Here is an 18312-nt window from a genome sequence, read left to right on the forward strand (position 1 = left end):
ATTTATGAAATCAAATTATCCAAAATGGTCTGAATTACCAGAGATTGATTTGTACTTAGATCAAGTACTTCTTTACGTTAATCAAGTTGGAAAAGCCAATCAACAGGATGAAAAAGGCTTGACAGCTTCTATGATAAATAATTATGTCAAACATGGTCACTTAGAAAAACCTGTTAAAAAGAAATACAATCGTAAGCAAGTAGCTAGATTGATTGTCATTACTGCATTGAAAAATGTTTTTTCTATCCAAGAAATCAGCCAAACTTTGGCACTCTTGATCGATGAAGACCAGTCACAAAAACGCTACGATGACTTTGTCGCTTGTATGAATGGTGAAAAAATGGATGATTTACCACCTGTGGTTGTCTCAGCTTGCCAAACGCTAAAATTATATTTTCAAACCCATGAATTGGTTCACGCATTAGAAGGAGAATCCCATGAAAACTAGCATGACTCTAAAACTTAGTAAACGCCTTTCTTTTGGTGAAGAGGTTGCAAATAGTATCACTCACGCTGTCGGTGCTGTTGCAATGCTGGTACTCTTGCCAATTACAGCTATTTACAGTTATCGCCACTATGGCATGCAGGCTGCTGTTGGGATGTCAATTTTTGATATTAGTTTGTTTTTGATGTTCATGTCATCAACAATCTACCATTCAATGCAATATGACTCACCACAAAAATTTGTTCTACGTATTATCGACCATAGCATGATTTATATTGCTATTGCTGGTTCTTACACGCCAGTTGCTCTTTCACTTGTCGGTGGCTGGTTAGGTTACTTAATCATTGTCTTGCAGTGGGGAGCAACAATCTTTGGCATTCTTTACAAGATTTTTGCTAAAAAAATCAATGATAAATTCTCACTCTTTCTTTATTTGCTAATGGGTTGGTTGGTTGTCTTTATCATTCCAAGTATTATTAGTAAAACTGGTGTTGTCTTTTGGAGTTTGATGCTTGCTGGTGGTTTAGCTTACACAATTGGTGCGATTTTCTACGCTAGAAAACGTCCTTATGACCACATGATTTGGCACTTATTCATCCTGCTTGCATCTATCTTACAATACATCGCAATCGTGCATTTCATGTTGTAATATAAAAAAACACTGATTAACATCAGTGTTTTTTTGTTGCTTCTTGTAATTTTCCGTATAAAAGGTAATCGACTTCTTTTAAATCTTTGATGCTTTTGCAATTGAGGGCACACATGATAAGACGCAAATCATCTTTCCACCCGTTAATGATATCGATAACTTTGTCAACAGGATATTTTTCAACCAATTCTAAGACAGTTCGTGAAAGGCCAACTGCTTTAGCACCAAGCACCAAACATTTGACCATATCAAGCGGATGACGAACACCACCTGAAGCTAAGATTTCAACTTTATCAACCATTGATTGGGCATTCAAAAGACTTTGCACGGTTGTTTGGCCCCAATCATTTAGATAGGAGCGATTATCACCACGTTGATTTTCAATGTAGGCAAAACTTGTTCCACCACGGCCTGAAATATCAAAGGTTTTAATACCTAAGTCGTAAGCCGTCTCAATGGTTTTTAAATCCATACCAAATCCGACTTCTTTTAAGACAACAGGAACTGACATTTTTGTCACATAATCAGCTAAATGTTGTTTCCAAGAACGAAATTCACGTTCTCCTTCAGGCATCAAAAGTTCCTGCATCAAATTCACGTGAACTTGCAAGAAAATCGGCTGCATTTCTTCAACAGTCTGAAGTCCCAGTTCATAGGGTTTGTCAATACCAATATTAGTTGCAAGAAGCAAATCTGGGTAATCTACTTTACTTGGATAAGAATCATCACCTGGATTTTTCAGCGCAGCACTATAAGAACCTGTAACCATAACCAGTCCAGTCACTTGCGCAACTTGAGCAAGTTTACGATTGACGTCTTTTGCTTTTTCTGAACCACCTGTCATAGCATTGATGTAAAACGGAAAGTCGAAATCACGCCCCGCAAAATGCGTATGCAAATCAATCTCACTCAAATCATAATCAGGAAGCGAACGATGAATCAACTCCATATCATCAAATGAATTATACGGTGATTGGTATTTTAGTGCATACTTGATATGCTCATCCTTACGGTTCATCATGCTAATTCCTCCATGTCTAGTAGCTCAATGCCAACTTCTTGCCAACGCTTGATAAGTTCTTGACTATCTTCACGATTAAATGATATTGCAATACCACAATCACCACCGCCTGAACCTGATGATTTAGCAATCACATCTAGACCATCTTCGGCAGCTTTTAAGGCTAAAAGTTTATCGTTGTAAATAGCTGAGCTTAAGCCTAGCAATAAATCACTCATGTTTTGAAGTGCTTTTTTGACACTTTCTTTGTCACCAGATTGTAGCGCTTGTTTGCAAAGCTGGACCTCTTTTTCAGTTGCTGCTAAAAATTCTTGTGAAATAGCAGATTTAACCAGATTAATCATGTCTTTTGAAATAGAGGGCTGCATAGTCCAACCAACCAAAAACTCACATGGCAAAGCTGGTTTAATAACCTCAATTTGATAGCCCCAGTCTTTATCAAGTACATCTTGAATCGATTCCGTTCCAATCCATTTTGCTACTTGCTGGCGATCAAATGAAGTAAAGGCAACCAAATCATCATAAGCAATGCAAGCAATATCCCCCATAGAACCATTGTCACCTAATTTTAGCAAGGTATATGATGCCAACTTAAATATCAAATCAGCTGACAAGTTCAACTCATAAAAAGCTGATAGAGCTTTTAGGGTTAAAACAGTAACTGACCCGCTTGAACCAATACCAAATTTCTTACCATCACGCTCCATTTTTCCAGTGATTTCAAGAGAAAAGGGTGGTATTTCTTCAGCAGACTTGCCAAGATAATCAAATAAAGTTACGATTGTTTGCTGAATCAGTGCATACTTGCTATCTGGTGTCATGCCAACAGTATAATCAAACATGTCAGAAAAAAGGTTAATGTCTTTGGCGTCTTTAACCACAGCTGTCATGTGAATGGGAATATTCTTGATAACAGCTGTTTGACCTGGTGTTAGCACCGCGTATTCACCAGCGATGTACAACTTTCCACCAGTCTGAACCTTAATCATTTTCATCTTATAATTCCTTAGTTCGTGAAACAATGACACGATAGTTTTCTTCAAAACGTTTTGTCAAACGTTCCAAATCTTCTTCCAAACAAAGAACTTTGACGTTTGGTCCTGCATCCATCGTGAAATAACATTTCTCACCTTCTGAACGCAGTTGTTTAACGAAGTCCATTGCTTTGTAACTGTCATCCGTCAAATAATTGAATGGTGGGTTTGCGTGTGTGTTGGTATCGTGCATAGCTAGGGCATTACGCTCTGTCAATTCTCCAACACGTTCAAAATCATTATCTTTAAGATAGACAAGCATATCTTTGTAATCTTGTTCAGATTGTTTCACCCAATCTGCAAAAGTTGTTGACGTTTCAACACAACGTTTCATACCTTCACGGCTAGAAATTGGTTTCTTACTATCGCTTAATACAAGCATAATCATAGCAAGCTTGAGGTCAGTTTGAACTGGGTAAACCTCACCAGAATCTTTGTCCCAAGCAGCAAGTGGTCCAAAGAATGAACGTGATGATGAACCTGAAGCAAATTTGGCTTTTTGTGCCAGCTCTGCTTGATTTAAGCCAGTTTCAAAAAGTTCATTACAAGCCTTTACAAGTGCTGAAAGTCCACTTGAACTTGATGATAAACCTGCAGCGGTTGGCATGTTATTGCTAGTTTCAACTTTGACAAATTCGGAACGTCCACCACGGTACTGGTCAATGATGGCAGAAATTTTAGCATGCTCTTTCTCGTCTTGCAAAACACCGTTAATGTAAAATTCATCGTGGCTGGCTGAATCTGGTAAAAAGGAAACACTTGTTGTGGTAAACATATTTTCCAGTGTCAACGAAATACTGCTGGTTGCTGGAATCATCTTAGCTGCGTCAAATTTCCCCCAGTATTTGATAATAGCGATATTGGCATATGATTTTACCGTTACAATTTTTCGATCCACGTTTGAACCGCTCCTCCTTCTGTTAATGCTTTACTAATTTTTTCTGCTTGTGCTTTGGTCTGTGCAAGGGCGATAATACATCCTCCAAGACCTCCACCACTCATTTTGGCACCTAGAGCGCCGTTTTCTAAAGAAATCTGAACTAATTGATCAGCTTTGTCGATGCTAACGCCAATTGCTTGTAAGTGACTGTGTGCTTTTGTCATCAAGGGACCAATTTCAGAAATAGTTTTGGCTTGAATCGCTTTTTGAACCATCTCTGTCAAGTCGCCTAAAGCTGCAAGATGTGGCAAATTAGCTTCCTCAGCTTGTGCAACTTTTTCAACTGCTTCACGAGTATTTCCATAAATACCTGTATCTGCGATAACAAGATAAGCATCCAAGTCCAAGTTAAGTGTACTAAAACCAATATTTCGGATAAAAGTAATCGCCTTGTCGCTCAAACATGTCTTGGCATCAAGGCCACTCGGATTTGAATGAGCAATAATTTCTGCTTTATTCACCAAAATTTCAAGCGTCTCCATGTCGATGCTTTGCTCAAAATAATCAAAGACTGCTCGAATAGCTGCAATTGAAATAGCAGCTGATGAACCCATACCTCGTTTTTGTGGAATCTCTGAACGAATGTCATACGAGACAGCGACATCTGTATGGTTAAGGTATTCTAAAGCCGCATAAACGGCAGTTGATAGGGTATCATAATAGTCGAAGTAAATTTTTTCATCAGCTGGATAGATACGACATTCTACTTCAATTCCTTGAAGAGGAATCGCAATAGCAGGATAACCGTAAACAACTGAATGTTCACCCATCCAAATAATCTTACTATGCGCCTTTCCGACGCCAATTTTCTTAGTCATTTTCTTCTCTTACAATTTTTATTTTACACTCCATTTTATCATTGTTCCGAAAAAAAAGCGACTTTTACTAAAATCTTCTTATCCAAAAGCAAAAAACCAGCCTTAGACTGGTTTAAATCACTGGGTCAATATTTAATTCTGGAATAATTCGTGTCAAGAATTGTTTGGTACGTTCTTCTTTTGGTCGTGTGAAGAATTCTTTCGGGTCACCTTCTTCTATGATATGCCCACCTTCCATAAAAATAACGTGCGTTGCAACATCACGCGCAAAACTCATTTCGTGAGTAACTACCACCATTGTCACACCCTCTTTAGCAAGTTCTTTCATGACATCAAGAACATCACCGATTAATTCTGGATCGAGTGCAGACGTTGGTTCGTCAAAAAGAATAACCTCTGGTTTTACCGCAATAGCACGCGCAATTCCAATACGTTGTTGTTGACCACCTGATAATTGGCTTGGGTAAAAATCTCTTTTTTCTAACAAACCAACCTTTTTTAACGCACTCTCAGCAATCGGAATGGCTTCTGCTTTTGGAACTTTTCGCGCGATGACTAAGCCTTCTAAGATATTTTCAAGGGCTGTTTTGTTGGCAAATAAATTATAATTTTGAAAGACAAATGCTGTTTTTTTGCGGATTTCAAGCACCTCTTTACGGTTAATTTTTGCCAAATCATATGTCTTTCCGTCCAACTCTAACTGACCCGAATCTGGCGCCTCAAGATGGTTTAACGTTCTCAAAAAAGTTGTCTTTCCTGACCCAGATGGTCCCAAAATAGCAACAACATCCCCTTTATTGACCGTCAAACTAATTCCATCTAAAACTTTCTTTTCTCCAAAAGATTTCTCAATATTTTTAACTGTTAGCATAACTTCTCCCATCTTCTCTCAACCAATCTGAGCACGTCTTTCCAGCACTTTAAAAGCATATTGAATCAACCCACAAATCATAATATAAATCACAAAAATAACAAAGTAAGATTCAAAATAATGATAGCCATATGCTGCCTCAACCTTAGCAATCGCCGTTATATCTTTTACTGTCATTACAAAAACAAGAGAGGTACCTTTAACTAGATTAATGACAAGATTGCAAAGATTAGGAAGAGCTTGCTTAATGGCTTGTGGAAAAATAATCCTCAAATAAGCTTGCTTTTTCGTAAGTCCTATAGCAAGTGCTGCTTCTAGTTGCCCTTTATTAACCGTCAAAAGACTCGACCGAATAATCTCTGAAAGACTGCCTGTTGTCATAAGCCCAAAAATAACAAACGCGTAATAAATAGGATTGATGTCAAAAACGTTAAAACCAGAAGCTTTCAATACTTGATTAATCAAACTTGGAAAAAGACTATAAAAGAATAAAATCAGTAAAATAGCTGGAGTCGAACGAATAAAGGCGAGATAAATAACTGAAAATCCCGTAACACCTTTTACTTTGTGAATACGCCCCAATGCTAGAAAAAGTGCCGGAAAAAAGCTGATAAGAATTGAAACAATCATAATTCCTAAAGTGACCGGAATTCCTGCAAGAGCCTTGATAAACGTTTCTGAAATATAAGAAAAATCCATAATCTCCTCCTTAGCCCTTTTCGGTATTCAATTCATTTTCAGTCACAAGTGAAATAAAAGATAAGAAGAAGGCTAAAACCCAGTAAACAATAGCAACTGCCGTATAAGTTTCAAGAGAATAATTTCCCATATTTCTTGAAATGATGAGATTTCCTTCTCCCATTAAATCAACTAAACCAATCGTATAAGCAAGTGCAATATCTTTTAAAAGATTAATAATCGCTGTCACAATATTTGGAAGTGCAATTCGAAACGCCTGCGGTAAAAGAATTCTAATAAAGGTTTGATATTCTGTCAGACCAATGCTAAGTCCAGCCTCTAATTGCTCCTTAGGTAGAGCTTGATAAGATGACTTAAAAACTTCAGAAATGCTTGCACCAAACAGCAAAGTCATTGCCAAAATGACAAATACCGCACGAGACCAGCCATTCACATCGATGCCAAGCCACCATTCAATAAAACGAGGTAAACCATAAAACACAAGAAAAATGAGAACAATCGGTGGCGTACATCTCAAAATAAAAACATAATCTTTTGCGATTTTAGAAAAGCTAGCTTCTCTCGATATTTGTGCATAAGCTAGTAAGAAACCTAATAAGCTCCCTAATAAAACAGTCACAACTAAAATCCAAAGAGTGAGAGGCAAAGCTGACAAGATTTCAGGAATAACTCTTATCACACGAGACGGTTCATAAGAAACCATAGGCACCTCCTAATCTGTTACATAACTAAAGACATCTTCTCCAAAGTATTTTTCTGAAAGTTTTGCAATCGTACCGTCTTCCTGCAATTCTTTAACTGCTTTGTCATACTCTTTTGCAAATTCTTTGTTAGTTGAATTTTTGTGAATCAACGGATAAGTTTCAATTCCCTTATATGGGAACCATGTTAATTGATCAGCGTACTGATGATAAGCACCATCTTCTTTTTGAACCGCTTCTTCAAATGATAATTTAATTGAGAAATAAGCATCGTAACGACCTTCAAGAACCCAAGCATAGGCATCAGCAACAGAGAAACTTTCTGACTCAGTCAATTCAATCTGATTTTTAGCTTTCTTATTGTATTCTTGAATCACATTGTATTGAGCATTTTGAGGGGAAATTGGCACTAACTTACCACCGTTTTTTGCAAAAGAATCAATATCTTTGTATTTAGATTCGTCCTCTTTTCGAATAGCAAAGCCAATAACACTTGCACCGATAGCTTCATCAGGAATAATGAATTTTTGAGCACGTTCTTCAGTGTACCAAGCACCTTTGACACCAATATCATATTTGCCAGATTCAAGTCCAATCAACAAATCTTCATCACTTGTTCCAGTGTAATCGAATTTATAGTTTTTCAATTTTTCATCAATAGCTTTCAATACCGCAACTTCAAAACCATCGCTATCACCTTTTTCATTGATATAATCATATGGAACATAGTTTTGGTTGTGAGCGACTTGCAAAGTTGTCACTTTTTCAGAGCTTTCTGATGAACTATCTGCACTTGCTGAATTTTTCCCTGTCAATTGACGTCCAACAATAGTTGCTGCAACAAGTGCTACGATAACGCCTCCTGAAATAATCCATTTTTTCTTACTCATATAACTCTCCTTTTTCTTTTTACCTAAAACTTTCCTTGATTTCTGAAATCTCTAAAATCCGACTGCTTCTTTGAGGACAAGTTCATCTGCGACGGCTTCTTTGACCCAAGCAATACGCTCAGCTGCAATGTCATTTGGCACTGTGCAGTCAGCTCCAATAACTACACCTTTTCGACCTGTTTCATCGAGAATTTCTCTAACTTTATTTTGAATCGCTTCTTTGCTGCCTTGATAAAGCAAGTCATTTTCGGTATTTCTAAATCCGCCAAGAACGGTCTTCCCGCCAAATAACTCACGACCTTCTGATAAACTAACACCTTCCAATTCAACAGCCCAATTAATCACATCAGCAGGATAACCAGTATAGTAAGCAATGTCATTTGTCGCACCTTCGTAACCGCAAATGTGAAGAATATTTGTGCCACCTGAGCTAATAGCTCGATTCAAGATATGAAGTTCACCTGGCTTAATAACATGGTCATATTCCTTACGACTCAATCGTGAGTCTTGCAAATTTTGAACACTGAGATAAATGCCATCAACACCTACTTCTTCAATCAAACGTTTCGTTAATAAGCCAATATCAAAGGCAATCACATCAAGAACTGTCTTAGTCAACTCAGCATCTTCTTTGATAAAATTTTCGATAATCGTATCACCATTACCACCTTTTCCTGCGAGATGCCATTTGAGATAAGTCGCGGGGGCAAAAATATTATAAAAAGAGGCAATATCTTCAGGAAAATCGTCACGGATTTTTTTAGCGAGCTCAATTTGCTTTTCAATCCATGGATGATTTTCACCGATTGATGTGATACCTTCGAGTTCTTTAATGGAAGTAATTCCTTCACGAATTTGTTCGTTTGGATAAGTGAAGAAACCATCACTCATGATTTTGACAAAATCATGATTAACGTCAGCGATAAATTTTTTGTGACCAGTAATATTTTTATTAAAAATTTCTGGATTAAAACCATCACTTCGTTCCTCATCAGTTGTAAAGTGATGCCAGAAGCCGACTGGAACCTTGTCAACTGATTCATTCTTAAATGCCTGTAAAACCCATTCTCTTTTTGTTGTCATAATGTCATCTCCTTTGCAATTGGTATGGCAATTATACTATCACGCTTTAGAAAACTTGAAAAATCTATTTTATTTATGCTTGGCCATAAAGATTAGTTATGACCTTAAAAATTATGATGACACAAAAAAAGAAGCTGAGCACTTTTATCCCAGCTTCCTTTACTCGTAAGGTAGATGTGTTAAATTTCTTAGACTATCTAAAAAAACAATATCTTCCTTTTCAATATGTGAAGAGATTTTATTAGTTTGATAGGCTTTGAAGGAAGAATATTTAAAAAATATTAGAAGAGATATTACAAGAACAATTGTAACAACGATTGAACTATTTCTTAAGCGCTTTTCTATAAAGAGCATTAACACATCACCTCCGAGAAGCTTTCTAGGCTCATTGTAGCAAGCTTTCACACATTTGAAAAATCTTTATTTTTTATGGCTAGCCATAATATTGGTTAATGATTAGATTGTTTTATCACTGGCTATAGGATTTTCTTATCAAGACTTTAAATATTTTTATCAGAATATTGCTGATTTTTTAATTTAATTCAATTATAATAATATCAATTATTTCAAGAAGGGATGATGTTTTATGAATTTCCAACAATGTCGTTATGTCGAAGTCGTCGCTCGTGTGGGGTCTTTTAGTCAGGCTGCCAAGGAATTATATATGACTCAGCCCAACTTGTCATGTTCTATCAAGGATTTGGAAAATGAGCTTGGTGTTCAATTGTTTACTCGCTCAAACACGGGAACGCGTTTAACAGAGGACGGGCATGATTTTTTGAAATACGCCAAACGTATCATTGGTGAGCTAGATTTGTTGCAACAACGCTATCATGACCAATTCAAAAAGAGCTTTACGGTTGCTTCTCATCACTATGACTTCTTATCAATTCCCCTTGCCAAAGTCGCTCAAGAATTCAAACATGACTACCAAGAATTTCAAACCATCGAAACAAGTACTAAAAAAATCTTAGACAGCGTAGCATCTTTTGAAGCTGATGTGGGAATTATTTATCTAGATGATGAAAATAAGCATATTTTAAAATCAGCTCTCGAGCACCATGAACTCGAGTTCACTTCACTTGGTGACTTTCCAACACGTATTTTTCTTAGACGCGACCACCCTTTGGCTCACAAATCTGTCATTTCAGCAACAGACTTAAAAGGCTATAATCAAATACGCTTTCGTCAAGAACAGTCTGGACTGAATTTTGATGAAGATGTTCTTGATATTCATAACCAACAACGCATTCTCTACAGCAATGACCGTGGAACTGTGATGAATTTGTTGTGTGCAACCGATGCTTACGCTTCTGGTCTTGGAATTGTCAATAGCTTTGTTCGAAATCAAATTGTTCTTATTCCTCTAAAAAACAGTCCAAAGCACACGCTTGGTTATGTGACCAATAAGAAGAAAAAATTGGCGCCAATCAGCCAATATTTTATCAATGAAATCAAACTTAGTTTAAATGAATTCGCTGACCATAGCAACATAGTTTGAGACAAATTTTTTTAACATGAAAGCCTTTTATGCTAGAATCAAGGAAAAAAGGAGAATTAACATGGAATATAAAACTTTAAATAATGGTGTCGAAATTCCAAAATTGGGATTTGGTGTTTGGCAAATTTTCGACCAAGCTGAGTGTCAAAAATCTGTTGAAGATGCTCTTGAAGTCGGCTACCGTCTTATCGATACTGCTGCTCTTTACAAAAACGAAGAAGCCGTTGGTCAAGCTATCAAAGCTTCTGGTCTCAAACGAGAAGAGATTTTCATCACTACAAAAGCTTGGATTAATCAGCTTGGCTATGACGAAACCAAAAAAGCTTTTGAAGAAAGTCTTAAAAAACTCGGTACTGATTACCTTGACCTCTATCTCATTCACCAACCATATGGTGATACACACGGTGCCTGGCGTGCCATGGCCGACCTTTATAAAGAAGGTCGCATTCGAGCAATTGGTGTTTCCAATTTCTCAACTGGACGCATCGCTGATTTTGCCTTAAATACTGAAATTGTTCCAACCCTCAACCAGATTGAACTTCATCCTTACAAACAACAAAACTTACTTCGCAAGGCTAATGCAGAATTTGGTATAGCAACACAAGCTTGGAGTCCATTTAACCAAGGAAAGGATGATATCTTCAAGGACGTTACCCTAAACAGCATTGCTGAAAAATATGGTAAAACCGCTGCTCAAGTCATTCTTCGCTGGCAACTTCAAAATGATATTTTGACTATTCCAAAATCTGTTCACCTCGATCGTATCAGACAAAACTTCAAAGTTTTTGATTTTGAGCTCAGCCAAAATGACCTTGATACCATCGCAAAACTCGACCGTTTCCCAAACAACTATGGACCAAGTGAAAGCATCGAACAAGTCAAACGCCTATCAGGTTATAAAGCATAAAATTAAGGCAGCAAGATTGCTGCCTTTTTTGTTTGTCTTATTTACAAACTCACCACAAATGTGATAGTATCGTCTTTATATGTCACAGAGATATTGCCCTTTAAAAGTTTGACCATAGTTTGTGCCATTGATAAACCAATGCCATAACCCGAAGTTTTGTTATTGTGCGACTCATCTTCTCGGTAAAATCGCTCAAAGAATTTCGTATAATCAAAATCTTTTCCTTTGGTGTAAGTATTAGAGATTTCAAGTTTGGCTTTTGACAATCTGTTCTTGCTTAGGGTCACCGAAACCTTGCCAGCTGGGTCACAATATTTATTGGCATTATCAACCAAAAGCGTAACAAGTTCAAACAACGATTTTTCTTCAGCCTTAACATGAATATTTGGCTGAATGTCCATGACAAATTCCTTGCCATCCTTAATAACTGGTCCTTTAAAGTCTTCGGCAGCATCTCTAGTAATGTCTGAAAAATTCACATTGGTAAGAACTAACTCAGGTTGTTCTTCCAAGCGTGCCATGGCTACCAAGCCATTAATCAAGCCTGTCATTCGTTCCACTTGATCATTAGTGCTTTTTGTCCACTCTGACTCACCATTCATCAACTCAACCAGTTCATTGTTAGCTGAAATGATAGCAAGAGGCGTCTTCAATTCATGCCCTGCATTGGTGATAAAACGACGTTGCCGCTCATAATTGCGAATAAATGGCTTAATCACCTTGCCAGACACAATCGAAATCACCAAGACAAAAAAAATAAAACTAATCCCTGACATCCAAATCGACAAATGCACCAGAGTCATATTATCTCTAAATTGATTAGTCGAATCTAGTACCACGATTAAATCGCTACGACGACTAGTCTGAGACATCATGTAAGAATAAGTGTGGTGGTGATAAGAAAAGTCCCCTCTCGTATCCTTAGAATGACTGATTCTTTCCAAAAATTCTTTGACTTCTTGGTCCGTCAAATCAGAAATATTACTAGAATTTAAGGAGATGATATTGCCATCATGGTCCATTTTGGCACTAAAATAACGGTATTGAAAAAGAGTGTCTACTGATACAGTGTCTCCTAGCTCACTTGTTGTCTTTGAAATACTAGGAAAACTTCCACCATTATCAGAAAGGAGAGTCAAAATTTTATTAATCTCATCAACAGTCTGAACATGGCGAGCCGAATTCAAAACACCAACAACCGAAAATAGCACAATTAAAATGGCGAGAGAGGCAATGGCAATAAAACGTAGACGAAGTTTACGAAACATAACGCCACCTACAATTCTTTCAATTCATAATCACCCATGTCTTCTCCTTCAATCACAAGATTTGCTCCAACAGATTGAAGTTTTTGGCGAAGATAGGAAACGTAAATAAAAACATAACCTTCATCAATATCGGGATCGTCTTTATCATTTGCCCAGACATGATTGAAAAGCTGCTTAGTTGAGAGTTTCTTGCCAGGGTTTAACATGAAAAACTCAAGCATCTTAGCTTCTTTTCCTGCTAAGCGAATGGTATTTTGACTAGCCAATTCCTGTTCACCAACATTTAGAGTGACGCTTCCCAGTTTTAAAATATTCGATGTAAAGTTAGTATCCACTCGACGTGACATCGAGCGAAGGCGCGCAAGCAATTCTTTTAGCGAAAATGGTTTAGTAAGATAATCATCCGCACCTGCATCAAGCCCTGTCACACGGTCATCAATTTCAGCCATAGCTGTTAGCATGACGATATGAGATTGATTACCAGTTTGACGGATTTCTTGCACAGCCTGAATCCCTGTTTTTCTTGGCATCATAATGTCCATGACCATAACATCATAGGCATTTTCCTTGGCTTTATCAACAGCTGCTTGCCCATCAAAAACCGAATCAACTTCATAGCCTTCATGCGTAAGGGCGGTTGTCAACACACGGTTCATCTGAACTTCGTCTTCTGCTATAAGTACTTTCATAATTAGTCGTCTCCTTCAACCTGAGAACTTTCCTGAATCAAATTGCGAATGGTTTGCATAGTCAAATCGCAGGAAGCCAATTCATCAGCACAGCGTTTTAACTCACGCACAATACGTTTTGGATCTTTGATGTCATGCTTGTATTTCATCTGATGTTCTAGGCTCGCCCAAGAATCCATAGCAATGGTGCGAAGCTGAATTTCAATGAAGTATGAGCCCTGCTCATTCCCAAGACAGTCAGGATATGGTGTCTCTACTTCTACAATCATGTGATATGAGCGATAGCCATTTGGTTTAGCATTTTTGATGTAGTCTTTTTCACCAACAATCCTGCAATCTTCAAAAGAATGAATCACATCAACCAAGCGGTAAATGTCATCGACAAAACCACAAACAATACGTAAACCGATACTGTCACGAATTTGTCTTAGTGCTGACTCCGTTGAGATTTCAAAACCCTTTCGTTGGCACTTTTCCACCATACTTTCAGGTGTTTTAACACGTGAAATCAAATGCTCAAATAACTTATAACCTGTCTCTTTCTTGGTCAGGTCATTTTTTTCTTGAATACGCTGGCTAAAGTCTTCTAAAATCAAAGACAGGTAATCAGCGTATTTCCCATAGATAGATTCTGTCATAATTTTTCCTAACTAGATGTTACTGCCATTATAGCAAATTATCTTAAAATAAGGATAAATCAAACTTCCTATCAAAAAAGAGACCATTAGGTCTCTTTTTTAAGCTACTTCAAACTGTGAGTTGTAAAGGTCAGCATAGAAGCCACCTTCTGTCATCAACTCATCATGATTTCCTTGCTCGATGATGTTACCATCTTTCATCACAAGGATTAAGTCAGCATTTTTAATCGTTGATAAACGGTGAGCAATGACAAACGAGGTACGACCTTCCATCAATTTATCCATGGCTTTTTGAATCAATTCTTCCGTACGTGTATCGACTGATGATGTTGCTTCATCTAGAATAAGAAGCGGAGCATCTTTCAAGAGGGCACGCGCAATGGTCAAGAGTTGTTTTTGACCGATTGAAAGGGTAACAGAGTCATCAAGGTATGTGTCATAGCCATCAGGAAGCGTCATGATAAAGTGGTGAACACCAACTGCTTTAGCTGCTGCTACTACTTGTTCATTAGTGATATTTTCTTGGTTGTAAATCAAGTTTTCTTTGATTGTACCTTCAAACAACCAAGTATCTTGAAGTACCATTGCAAATTGGTCATGGACTTCTTCTCGTGACATCAAACGTGTGTCAACACCATCGATAGCAATTTGACCTTTATCAATTTCATAGAATTTCATAAGAAGGTTAACGATGGTTGTCTTACCAGCACCAGTTGGTCCAACGATAGCAACCTTTTGACCAGGTTTTGCCACGGCAGAGAAATCATGGATAATGGTTTTATCTCTAGAATAACCAAAGAAGACATTATCAAAAGTAACTTCACCTTTAACATCAGACAATTGACGTTCTTTGTGTGATTCATCTTCCATTTCCTCTTCTTCAAGAAATTCAAAAACACGACTCATAGCGGCTGTTGCTGATTGCATTTGTGTGAAAGCTTGAGCAATTTGAGAAAGAGGTTGTGAGAAAATACGCACGTAACTCATAAAAGCAACCACATCACCCATGGTAATATCGCCATTAATCACCTTAACCGCACCAACTACACAGACCATCACATAACCAAAGTTACCAATGAAAATCATGAGCGGCATCATAATACCTGATAAGAATTGCGATTGCCACATTGATTTATAGAGATTTGTGTTAAGAATTTTAAATGCTTGGCTAGTTTCTTCAGAAGCGTTATAGCTTGTCACTACATTATGGCCAGAATAGATTTCTTCGACATAACCATTAACTGCTGCCAAGTTATTTTGTTGGCGTTTAAACAAGGGTTGTGATGACCCCATAATCACAACAACTAGCAAGAATCCGATAAAGACCGAACCAATTGCTGTTAGTGCCATGCTGACATTTGAATGGAACATCATGAAAATCGAACCAATCAAAAGTACTACTGAAGTGACCAATGTTCCCAAACTTTGGTTAAGAGACTGACCAAGCAAATCCACGTCATTTGTCACACGAGAAAGAGTATCCCCTTGTGAATGACTATCAAAATAATTTAGCGGCACACGGTCAATTTTAACTTGGATAGCTGCACGCAAACGTTGAGAGAAACGTTGAACGATGGTAGCTACTGTAAAGTTTTGAATATAACCAATAACTGCAGAAATCACATATAAAATAGCAAGAGTTAAAGCAATTTGCCCAACCTTATCTAGGTCAACACCAGGGATAGTCCCCATTTTAGTTGGTGTCAAGCCTTTCATAATGGTATTTGTAATTTCTTTTAATTTATCAGGACCAATAACAGTAACAGTCGCTGAAATAATGGCTCCAATTACCGCAAGGATAAATGGAAATTGGAAACCTTTAATGTATGGCTCCATTCTGCCATAGAAGGATACTTTTTTCTTATTTTCCATTTTCTAATTCCTCCTTAGATAATTGTGAATAGGCAATTTCACGATAAACTTCATTATTTGCAAGCAATTCTTCGTGAGTACCTTGACCAACTACTTTACCTTCATCCAAGACTAAGATCTGATCAGCATCCATGATTGTTGAAATACGTTGGGCAACAATCAACTTAGTCATGTCAGCTGTACGTTCTTTCAATTGAGAACGAAGGATTCGGTCAGTCTTATAATCAAGCGCTGAGAATGAATCATCAAAGATGATAATTTCAGGTTTACGAGCAAGGGCACGCGCAATCGCCAAGCGTTGTTTTTGACCACCTGAGAAGTTTTGACCACCTTGGGAGACTTTAGCTTTTAGTTGACCCTCTTTACTTTCAACGAAATCTTTACCTTGTGCCAAATCAAGTGCTTCCCACATCTTATCATCATCAAGCGGTGAACTATTGCTGTCACCCATGTCCATATTTGAAGCAATGTCTCCACTAAAGAGCACAGCTTTTTGCGGAATGTAACCAACAATCTTGTGAAGGGTGTCATGATCGTAATCACGAACGTCAACACCGTCAACTTTGATTGTTCCTTCACTTGCATCATAGAAACGAGGAATCAAATTAACTAGAGTAGATTTACCAGAACCTGTTGATCCGATAAAGGCAACCGTATCACCTGCTTTAGCCTTAAAGGAAACATGTTCCAAAACAGCTTCCGAATGCTCGCTGTAGCGGAAAGACACGTCATCAAATTCAACAGAACCTTTTTCGGCCGGCTGAGCTTTACTTTCTTCAGGATAAGTAACAGATGGCTTCGTATCCAAGACTTCATTAATACGACCTGCAGCGACAACCGCACGGGGAAGAATGAAGAAAACGATAATCATCATCATAAAACCAATAACAACTTGCATGGCATATGAGGAATAAACCACCATATCTGAGAAGATATTTACCTTATCTTGCATGGCACCAGCAATCTTAGTTGGGTCTTTTGGAATAGCAATATCTTCAATCAGGAAAGCACCAATCCAATAAATTGCCAAAGTCATCCCGCTTGAAATACTTGTCATGACTGGTGACATCAAAGCCATTGAACGGTTGATAAAGAGGTTAAAGTTTGTCACGTTATCATTGGCTTTAGCAAATTTACCATCTTGATAACTTTCGGCATTGTAAGCACGAACAACACGAATACCAGTCAAAGATTCACGTGTAATACTGTTCAATTTATCCGTTAATTTTTGAATCATGCGTTGTTTTGGCATTACCATCATGAGCAAGAAAATCAACATTAAAATCATGACAGCCACTGCTACAACCAGCACCATCAACCACTCATGGTTTTTATCAGCAATCTTCGTAATAGCCCAGATTGCCATAATTGGTCCTTTGGTAATAACTTGAAGTCCCATGGTAAAGACCAACTGAATTTGAGTAATGTCATTTGTTGTACGTGTTAAAAGACTTGGAATTGAAAATTTCTTAATTTCCGCATCTGAAAAGTCCAAAACACTATGGAAAATATCATCACGCAAACGCGTACTGAAACTTGCTGCGATGCGTGCGGCTAAGAATCCGACAACCACAGAGGCTGCAAAACTTCCTAAAGAAAGCAAGACCATACGCATACCTGGGGCATCTAGATTCCAAGCAAAAATATCTTTTGCTTTTGTTCCTTGAGTTGAGAGTAAAGATGTGATATCAGACATGTAATCTGGAATTTTTAAATCCAAGAAAACATTCAAACACACAAATAAGACGGCAATAATCATCATGATGATTTCTTTTGCCGTTAAACGTTTAAAAATTTTTAACATGCGTTACTCCTTGTTTTCTAAGTTTTTCAAAATACGATCAAAAACACGACCAGAAATTTCTAGCTCTTCACGGCTAATACCATCAAAAATTTGCTTATGAATAGCAGTATGAAAAGCATCGATGCCTTTGGATTTTGCTTTACCCAGCTCAGTCAAGACGACACGCTTATAACGCTTATCAACCTCCGACGGAACCACCTCAATAAAGCCATTCTTCTCCATTCGTTTAATCAAATTACTGGTCACAGATTTTGAAATCTTAAGCTTACGTTCAATGTCCTTGATGAAAACTTCTTTGTCTTCATTCTCACGTAAATAAAGAACTGCAAATCCCTGCGGACCAGCGAGATTTTCAACACCATGCTGCCCACCGAGCTCATGTACCCGATTCTCCATCAAATTAATAAAGTATCTAAATTGTGAAAACAAATCTTTGTCTCGCATTTTTTCATCACTTTCTGAAAATTTTTCAAGATTTATTC

General features: G+C 37.6%; 19 protein-coding genes. 4 read left to right on the top strand and 15 right to left on the bottom strand.

Annotated elements, in window-relative coordinates; translation table 11 throughout:
- Nucleotides 1-4 precede the first annotated feature (4 nt).
- Together DQN23_RS05070 and trhA are read left to right on the top strand one after the other, a co-directional pair.
- A complete protein-coding gene (locus DQN23_RS05070; protein ID WP_111712849.1) occupies nt 5-448 on the top strand; it encodes a DUF1836 domain-containing protein in 444 nt (147 codons plus the stop codon).
- Nucleotides 438-1094, top strand: a complete 657-nt coding sequence (trhA, locus tag DQN23_RS05075) for a PAQR family membrane homeostasis protein TrhA (protein ID WP_111712850.1) — start codon at nt 438-440, stop codon at nt 1092-1094. The genes DQN23_RS05070 and trhA overlap by 11 nt, the downstream gene beginning before the upstream one ends.
- Nucleotides 1095-1116: 22 nt before the next feature.
- Here trhA and fni read toward each other — a convergent pair whose 3' ends face one another.
- From fni to DQN23_RS05120, 9 genes are all read right to left on the bottom strand, one after another.
- On the bottom strand, nt 1117-2115 hold the full coding sequence (fni, locus tag DQN23_RS05080; RefSeq protein WP_020916904.1) for a type 2 isopentenyl-diphosphate Delta-isomerase: 999 nt from the start codon (nt 2113-2115) through the stop codon (nt 1117-1119).
- Nucleotides 2112-3110: a phosphomevalonate kinase gene (locus DQN23_RS05085; protein WP_043895056.1), complete on the bottom strand. Its 999-nt coding sequence runs from the start codon at nt 3108-3110 to the stop codon at nt 2112-2114. Before DQN23_RS05085 ends, fni begins: the two co-directional genes overlap by 4 nt.
- A 1-nt stretch (nt 3111) precedes the next feature.
- Nucleotides 3112-4047, bottom strand: a complete 936-nt coding sequence (mvaD, locus tag DQN23_RS05090; RefSeq protein ID WP_043895057.1) for a diphosphomevalonate decarboxylase — start codon at nt 4045-4047, stop codon at nt 3112-3114.
- Nucleotides 4029-4907 carry a mevalonate kinase gene (mvk, locus tag DQN23_RS05095; RefSeq protein WP_111712851.1) on the bottom strand — a complete coding sequence of 293 codons (879 nt, stop codon included), beginning with the start codon at nt 4905-4907 and terminating at the stop codon, nt 4029-4031. Before mvk ends, mvaD begins: the two co-directional genes overlap by 19 nt.
- 112 nt (nt 4908-5019) lie before the next feature.
- Nucleotides 5020-5778, bottom strand: coding sequence for an amino acid ABC transporter ATP-binding protein (locus DQN23_RS05100; protein WP_020916913.1), 759 nt, complete (start codon nt 5776-5778; stop codon nt 5020-5022).
- Between the two features lie 18 nt (nt 5779-5796).
- Nucleotides 5797-6477, bottom strand: a complete 681-nt coding sequence (locus DQN23_RS05105) for an amino acid ABC transporter permease (RefSeq protein WP_111712852.1) — start codon at nt 6475-6477, stop codon at nt 5797-5799.
- 10 nt (nt 6478-6487) lie between these two features.
- The gene (locus DQN23_RS05110; RefSeq protein ID WP_111712853.1) at nt 6488-7180 is read right to left on the bottom strand and encodes an amino acid ABC transporter permease; all 693 of its coding nucleotides are present in this window, start codon (nt 7178-7180) and stop codon (nt 6488-6490) included.
- Between the two features lie 9 nt (nt 7181-7189).
- A complete protein-coding gene (locus DQN23_RS05115; RefSeq protein WP_111712854.1) occupies nt 7190-8068 on the bottom strand; it encodes a transporter substrate-binding domain-containing protein in 879 nt (292 codons plus the stop codon).
- A gap of 51 nt (nt 8069-8119) precedes the next feature.
- Nucleotides 8120-9151, bottom strand: coding sequence for a uroporphyrinogen decarboxylase family protein (locus DQN23_RS05120; RefSeq protein ID WP_111712855.1), 1032 nt, complete (start codon nt 9149-9151; stop codon nt 8120-8122).
- Between the two features lie 586 nt (nt 9152-9737).
- Here DQN23_RS05120 and DQN23_RS05130 point away from each other — a divergent pair.
- Both DQN23_RS05130 and DQN23_RS05135 read left to right on the top strand, forming a co-directional pair.
- Nucleotides 9738-10652 carry a LysR family transcriptional regulator gene (locus DQN23_RS05130; RefSeq protein WP_111712856.1) on the top strand — a complete coding sequence of 305 codons (915 nt, stop codon included), beginning with the start codon at nt 9738-9740 and terminating at the stop codon, nt 10650-10652.
- Between the two features lie 61 nt (nt 10653-10713).
- The gene (locus DQN23_RS05135) at nt 10714-11559 is read left to right on the top strand and encodes an aldo/keto reductase (RefSeq protein WP_061407966.1); all 846 of its coding nucleotides are present in this window, start codon (nt 10714-10716) and stop codon (nt 11557-11559) included.
- Between the two features lie 41 nt (nt 11560-11600).
- On the opposite strand, the gene DQN23_RS05140 is transcribed toward DQN23_RS05135, so the two are convergent.
- The 6 genes from DQN23_RS05140 to DQN23_RS05165 form a co-directional block, all read right to left on the bottom strand.
- Nucleotides 11601-12827 (bottom strand): sensor histidine kinase, encoded by a 1227-nt coding sequence (locus DQN23_RS05140; protein ID WP_020916920.1) that lies wholly within the window; start codon nt 12825-12827, stop codon nt 11601-11603.
- 8 nt (nt 12828-12835) lie between these two features.
- A complete protein-coding gene (locus tag DQN23_RS05145; RefSeq protein WP_020916921.1) occupies nt 12836-13516 on the bottom strand; it encodes a response regulator transcription factor in 681 nt (226 codons plus the stop codon).
- A gap of 2 nt (nt 13517-13518) precedes the next feature.
- A complete protein-coding gene (locus DQN23_RS05150; protein WP_020916922.1) occupies nt 13519-14154 on the bottom strand; it encodes a GTP pyrophosphokinase in 636 nt (211 codons plus the stop codon).
- Between the two features lie 99 nt (nt 14155-14253).
- Nucleotides 14254-16026: an ABC transporter ATP-binding protein gene (locus DQN23_RS05155; RefSeq protein ID WP_020916923.1), complete on the bottom strand. Its 1773-nt coding sequence runs from the start codon at nt 16024-16026 to the stop codon at nt 14254-14256.
- Nucleotides 16016-17830, bottom strand: coding sequence for an ABC transporter ATP-binding protein (locus tag DQN23_RS05160; protein WP_020916924.1), 1815 nt, complete (start codon nt 17828-17830; stop codon nt 16016-16018). Before DQN23_RS05160 ends, DQN23_RS05155 begins: the two co-directional genes overlap by 11 nt.
- Before the next feature lie 3 nt (nt 17831-17833).
- Nucleotides 17834-18274: a MarR family winged helix-turn-helix transcriptional regulator gene (locus DQN23_RS05165; protein WP_111712857.1), complete on the bottom strand. Its 441-nt coding sequence runs from the start codon at nt 18272-18274 to the stop codon at nt 17834-17836.
- Nucleotides 18275-18312: the final 38 nt, after the last annotated feature.

This window comes from Streptococcus lutetiensis (assembly GCF_900475675.1).
GTDB classification, from domain to species: domain Bacteria; phylum Bacillota; class Bacilli; order Lactobacillales; family Streptococcaceae; genus Streptococcus; species Streptococcus lutetiensis.

Coding starts and splice junctions, on each gene's coding strand:
- fni (WP_020916904.1), bottom strand. CDS start 2,115: ATGATGAACCGTAAGGATGAGCATATCAAGTATGCACTAAAATACCAA.
- DQN23_RS05135 (WP_061407966.1), top strand. CDS start 10,714: ATGGAATATAAAACTTTAAATAATGGTGTCGAAATTCCAAAATTGGGA.
- DQN23_RS05165 (WP_111712857.1), bottom strand. CDS start 18,274: ATGCGAGACAAAGATTTGTTTTCACAATTTAGATACTTTATTAATTTG.
- DQN23_RS05160 (WP_020916924.1), bottom strand. CDS start 17,830: ATGTTAAAAATTTTTAAACGTTTAACGGCAAAAGAAATCATCATGATG.
- DQN23_RS05105 (WP_111712852.1), bottom strand. CDS start 6,477: ATGGATTTTTCTTATATTTCAGAAACGTTTATCAAGGCTCTTGCAGGA.
- DQN23_RS05140 (WP_020916920.1), bottom strand. CDS start 12,827: ATGTTTCGTAAACTTCGTCTACGTTTTATTGCCATTGCCTCTCTCGCC.
- DQN23_RS05070 (WP_111712849.1), top strand. CDS start 5: ATGAAATCAAATTATCCAAAATGGTCTGAATTACCAGAGATTGATTTG.
- DQN23_RS05145 (WP_020916921.1), bottom strand. CDS start 13,516: ATGAAAGTACTTATAGCAGAAGACGAAGTTCAGATGAACCGTGTGTTG.
- DQN23_RS05150 (WP_020916922.1), bottom strand. CDS start 14,154: ATGACAGAATCTATCTATGGGAAATACGCTGATTACCTGTCTTTGATT.
- DQN23_RS05130 (WP_111712856.1), top strand. CDS start 9,738: ATGAATTTCCAACAATGTCGTTATGTCGAAGTCGTCGCTCGTGTGGGG.
- DQN23_RS05120 (WP_111712855.1), bottom strand. CDS start 9,151: ATGACAACAAAAAGAGAATGGGTTTTACAGGCATTTAAGAATGAATCA.
- DQN23_RS05110 (WP_111712853.1), bottom strand. CDS start 7,180: ATGGTTTCTTATGAACCGTCTCGTGTGATAAGAGTTATTCCTGAAATC.
- DQN23_RS05155 (WP_020916923.1), bottom strand. CDS start 16,026: ATGGAAAATAAGAAAAAAGTATCCTTCTATGGCAGAATGGAGCCATAC.
- DQN23_RS05100 (WP_020916913.1), bottom strand. CDS start 5,778: ATGCTAACAGTTAAAAATATTGAGAAATCTTTTGGAGAAAAGAAAGTT.
- mvk (WP_111712851.1), bottom strand. CDS start 4,907: ATGACTAAGAAAATTGGCGTCGGAAAGGCGCATAGTAAGATTATTTGG.
- DQN23_RS05085 (WP_043895056.1), bottom strand. CDS start 3,110: ATGAAAATGATTAAGGTTCAGACTGGTGGAAAGTTGTACATCGCTGGT.
- trhA (WP_111712850.1), top strand. CDS start 438: ATGAAAACTAGCATGACTCTAAAACTTAGTAAACGCCTTTCTTTTGGT.
- DQN23_RS05115 (WP_111712854.1), bottom strand. CDS start 8,068: ATGAGTAAGAAAAAATGGATTATTTCAGGAGGCGTTATCGTAGCACTT.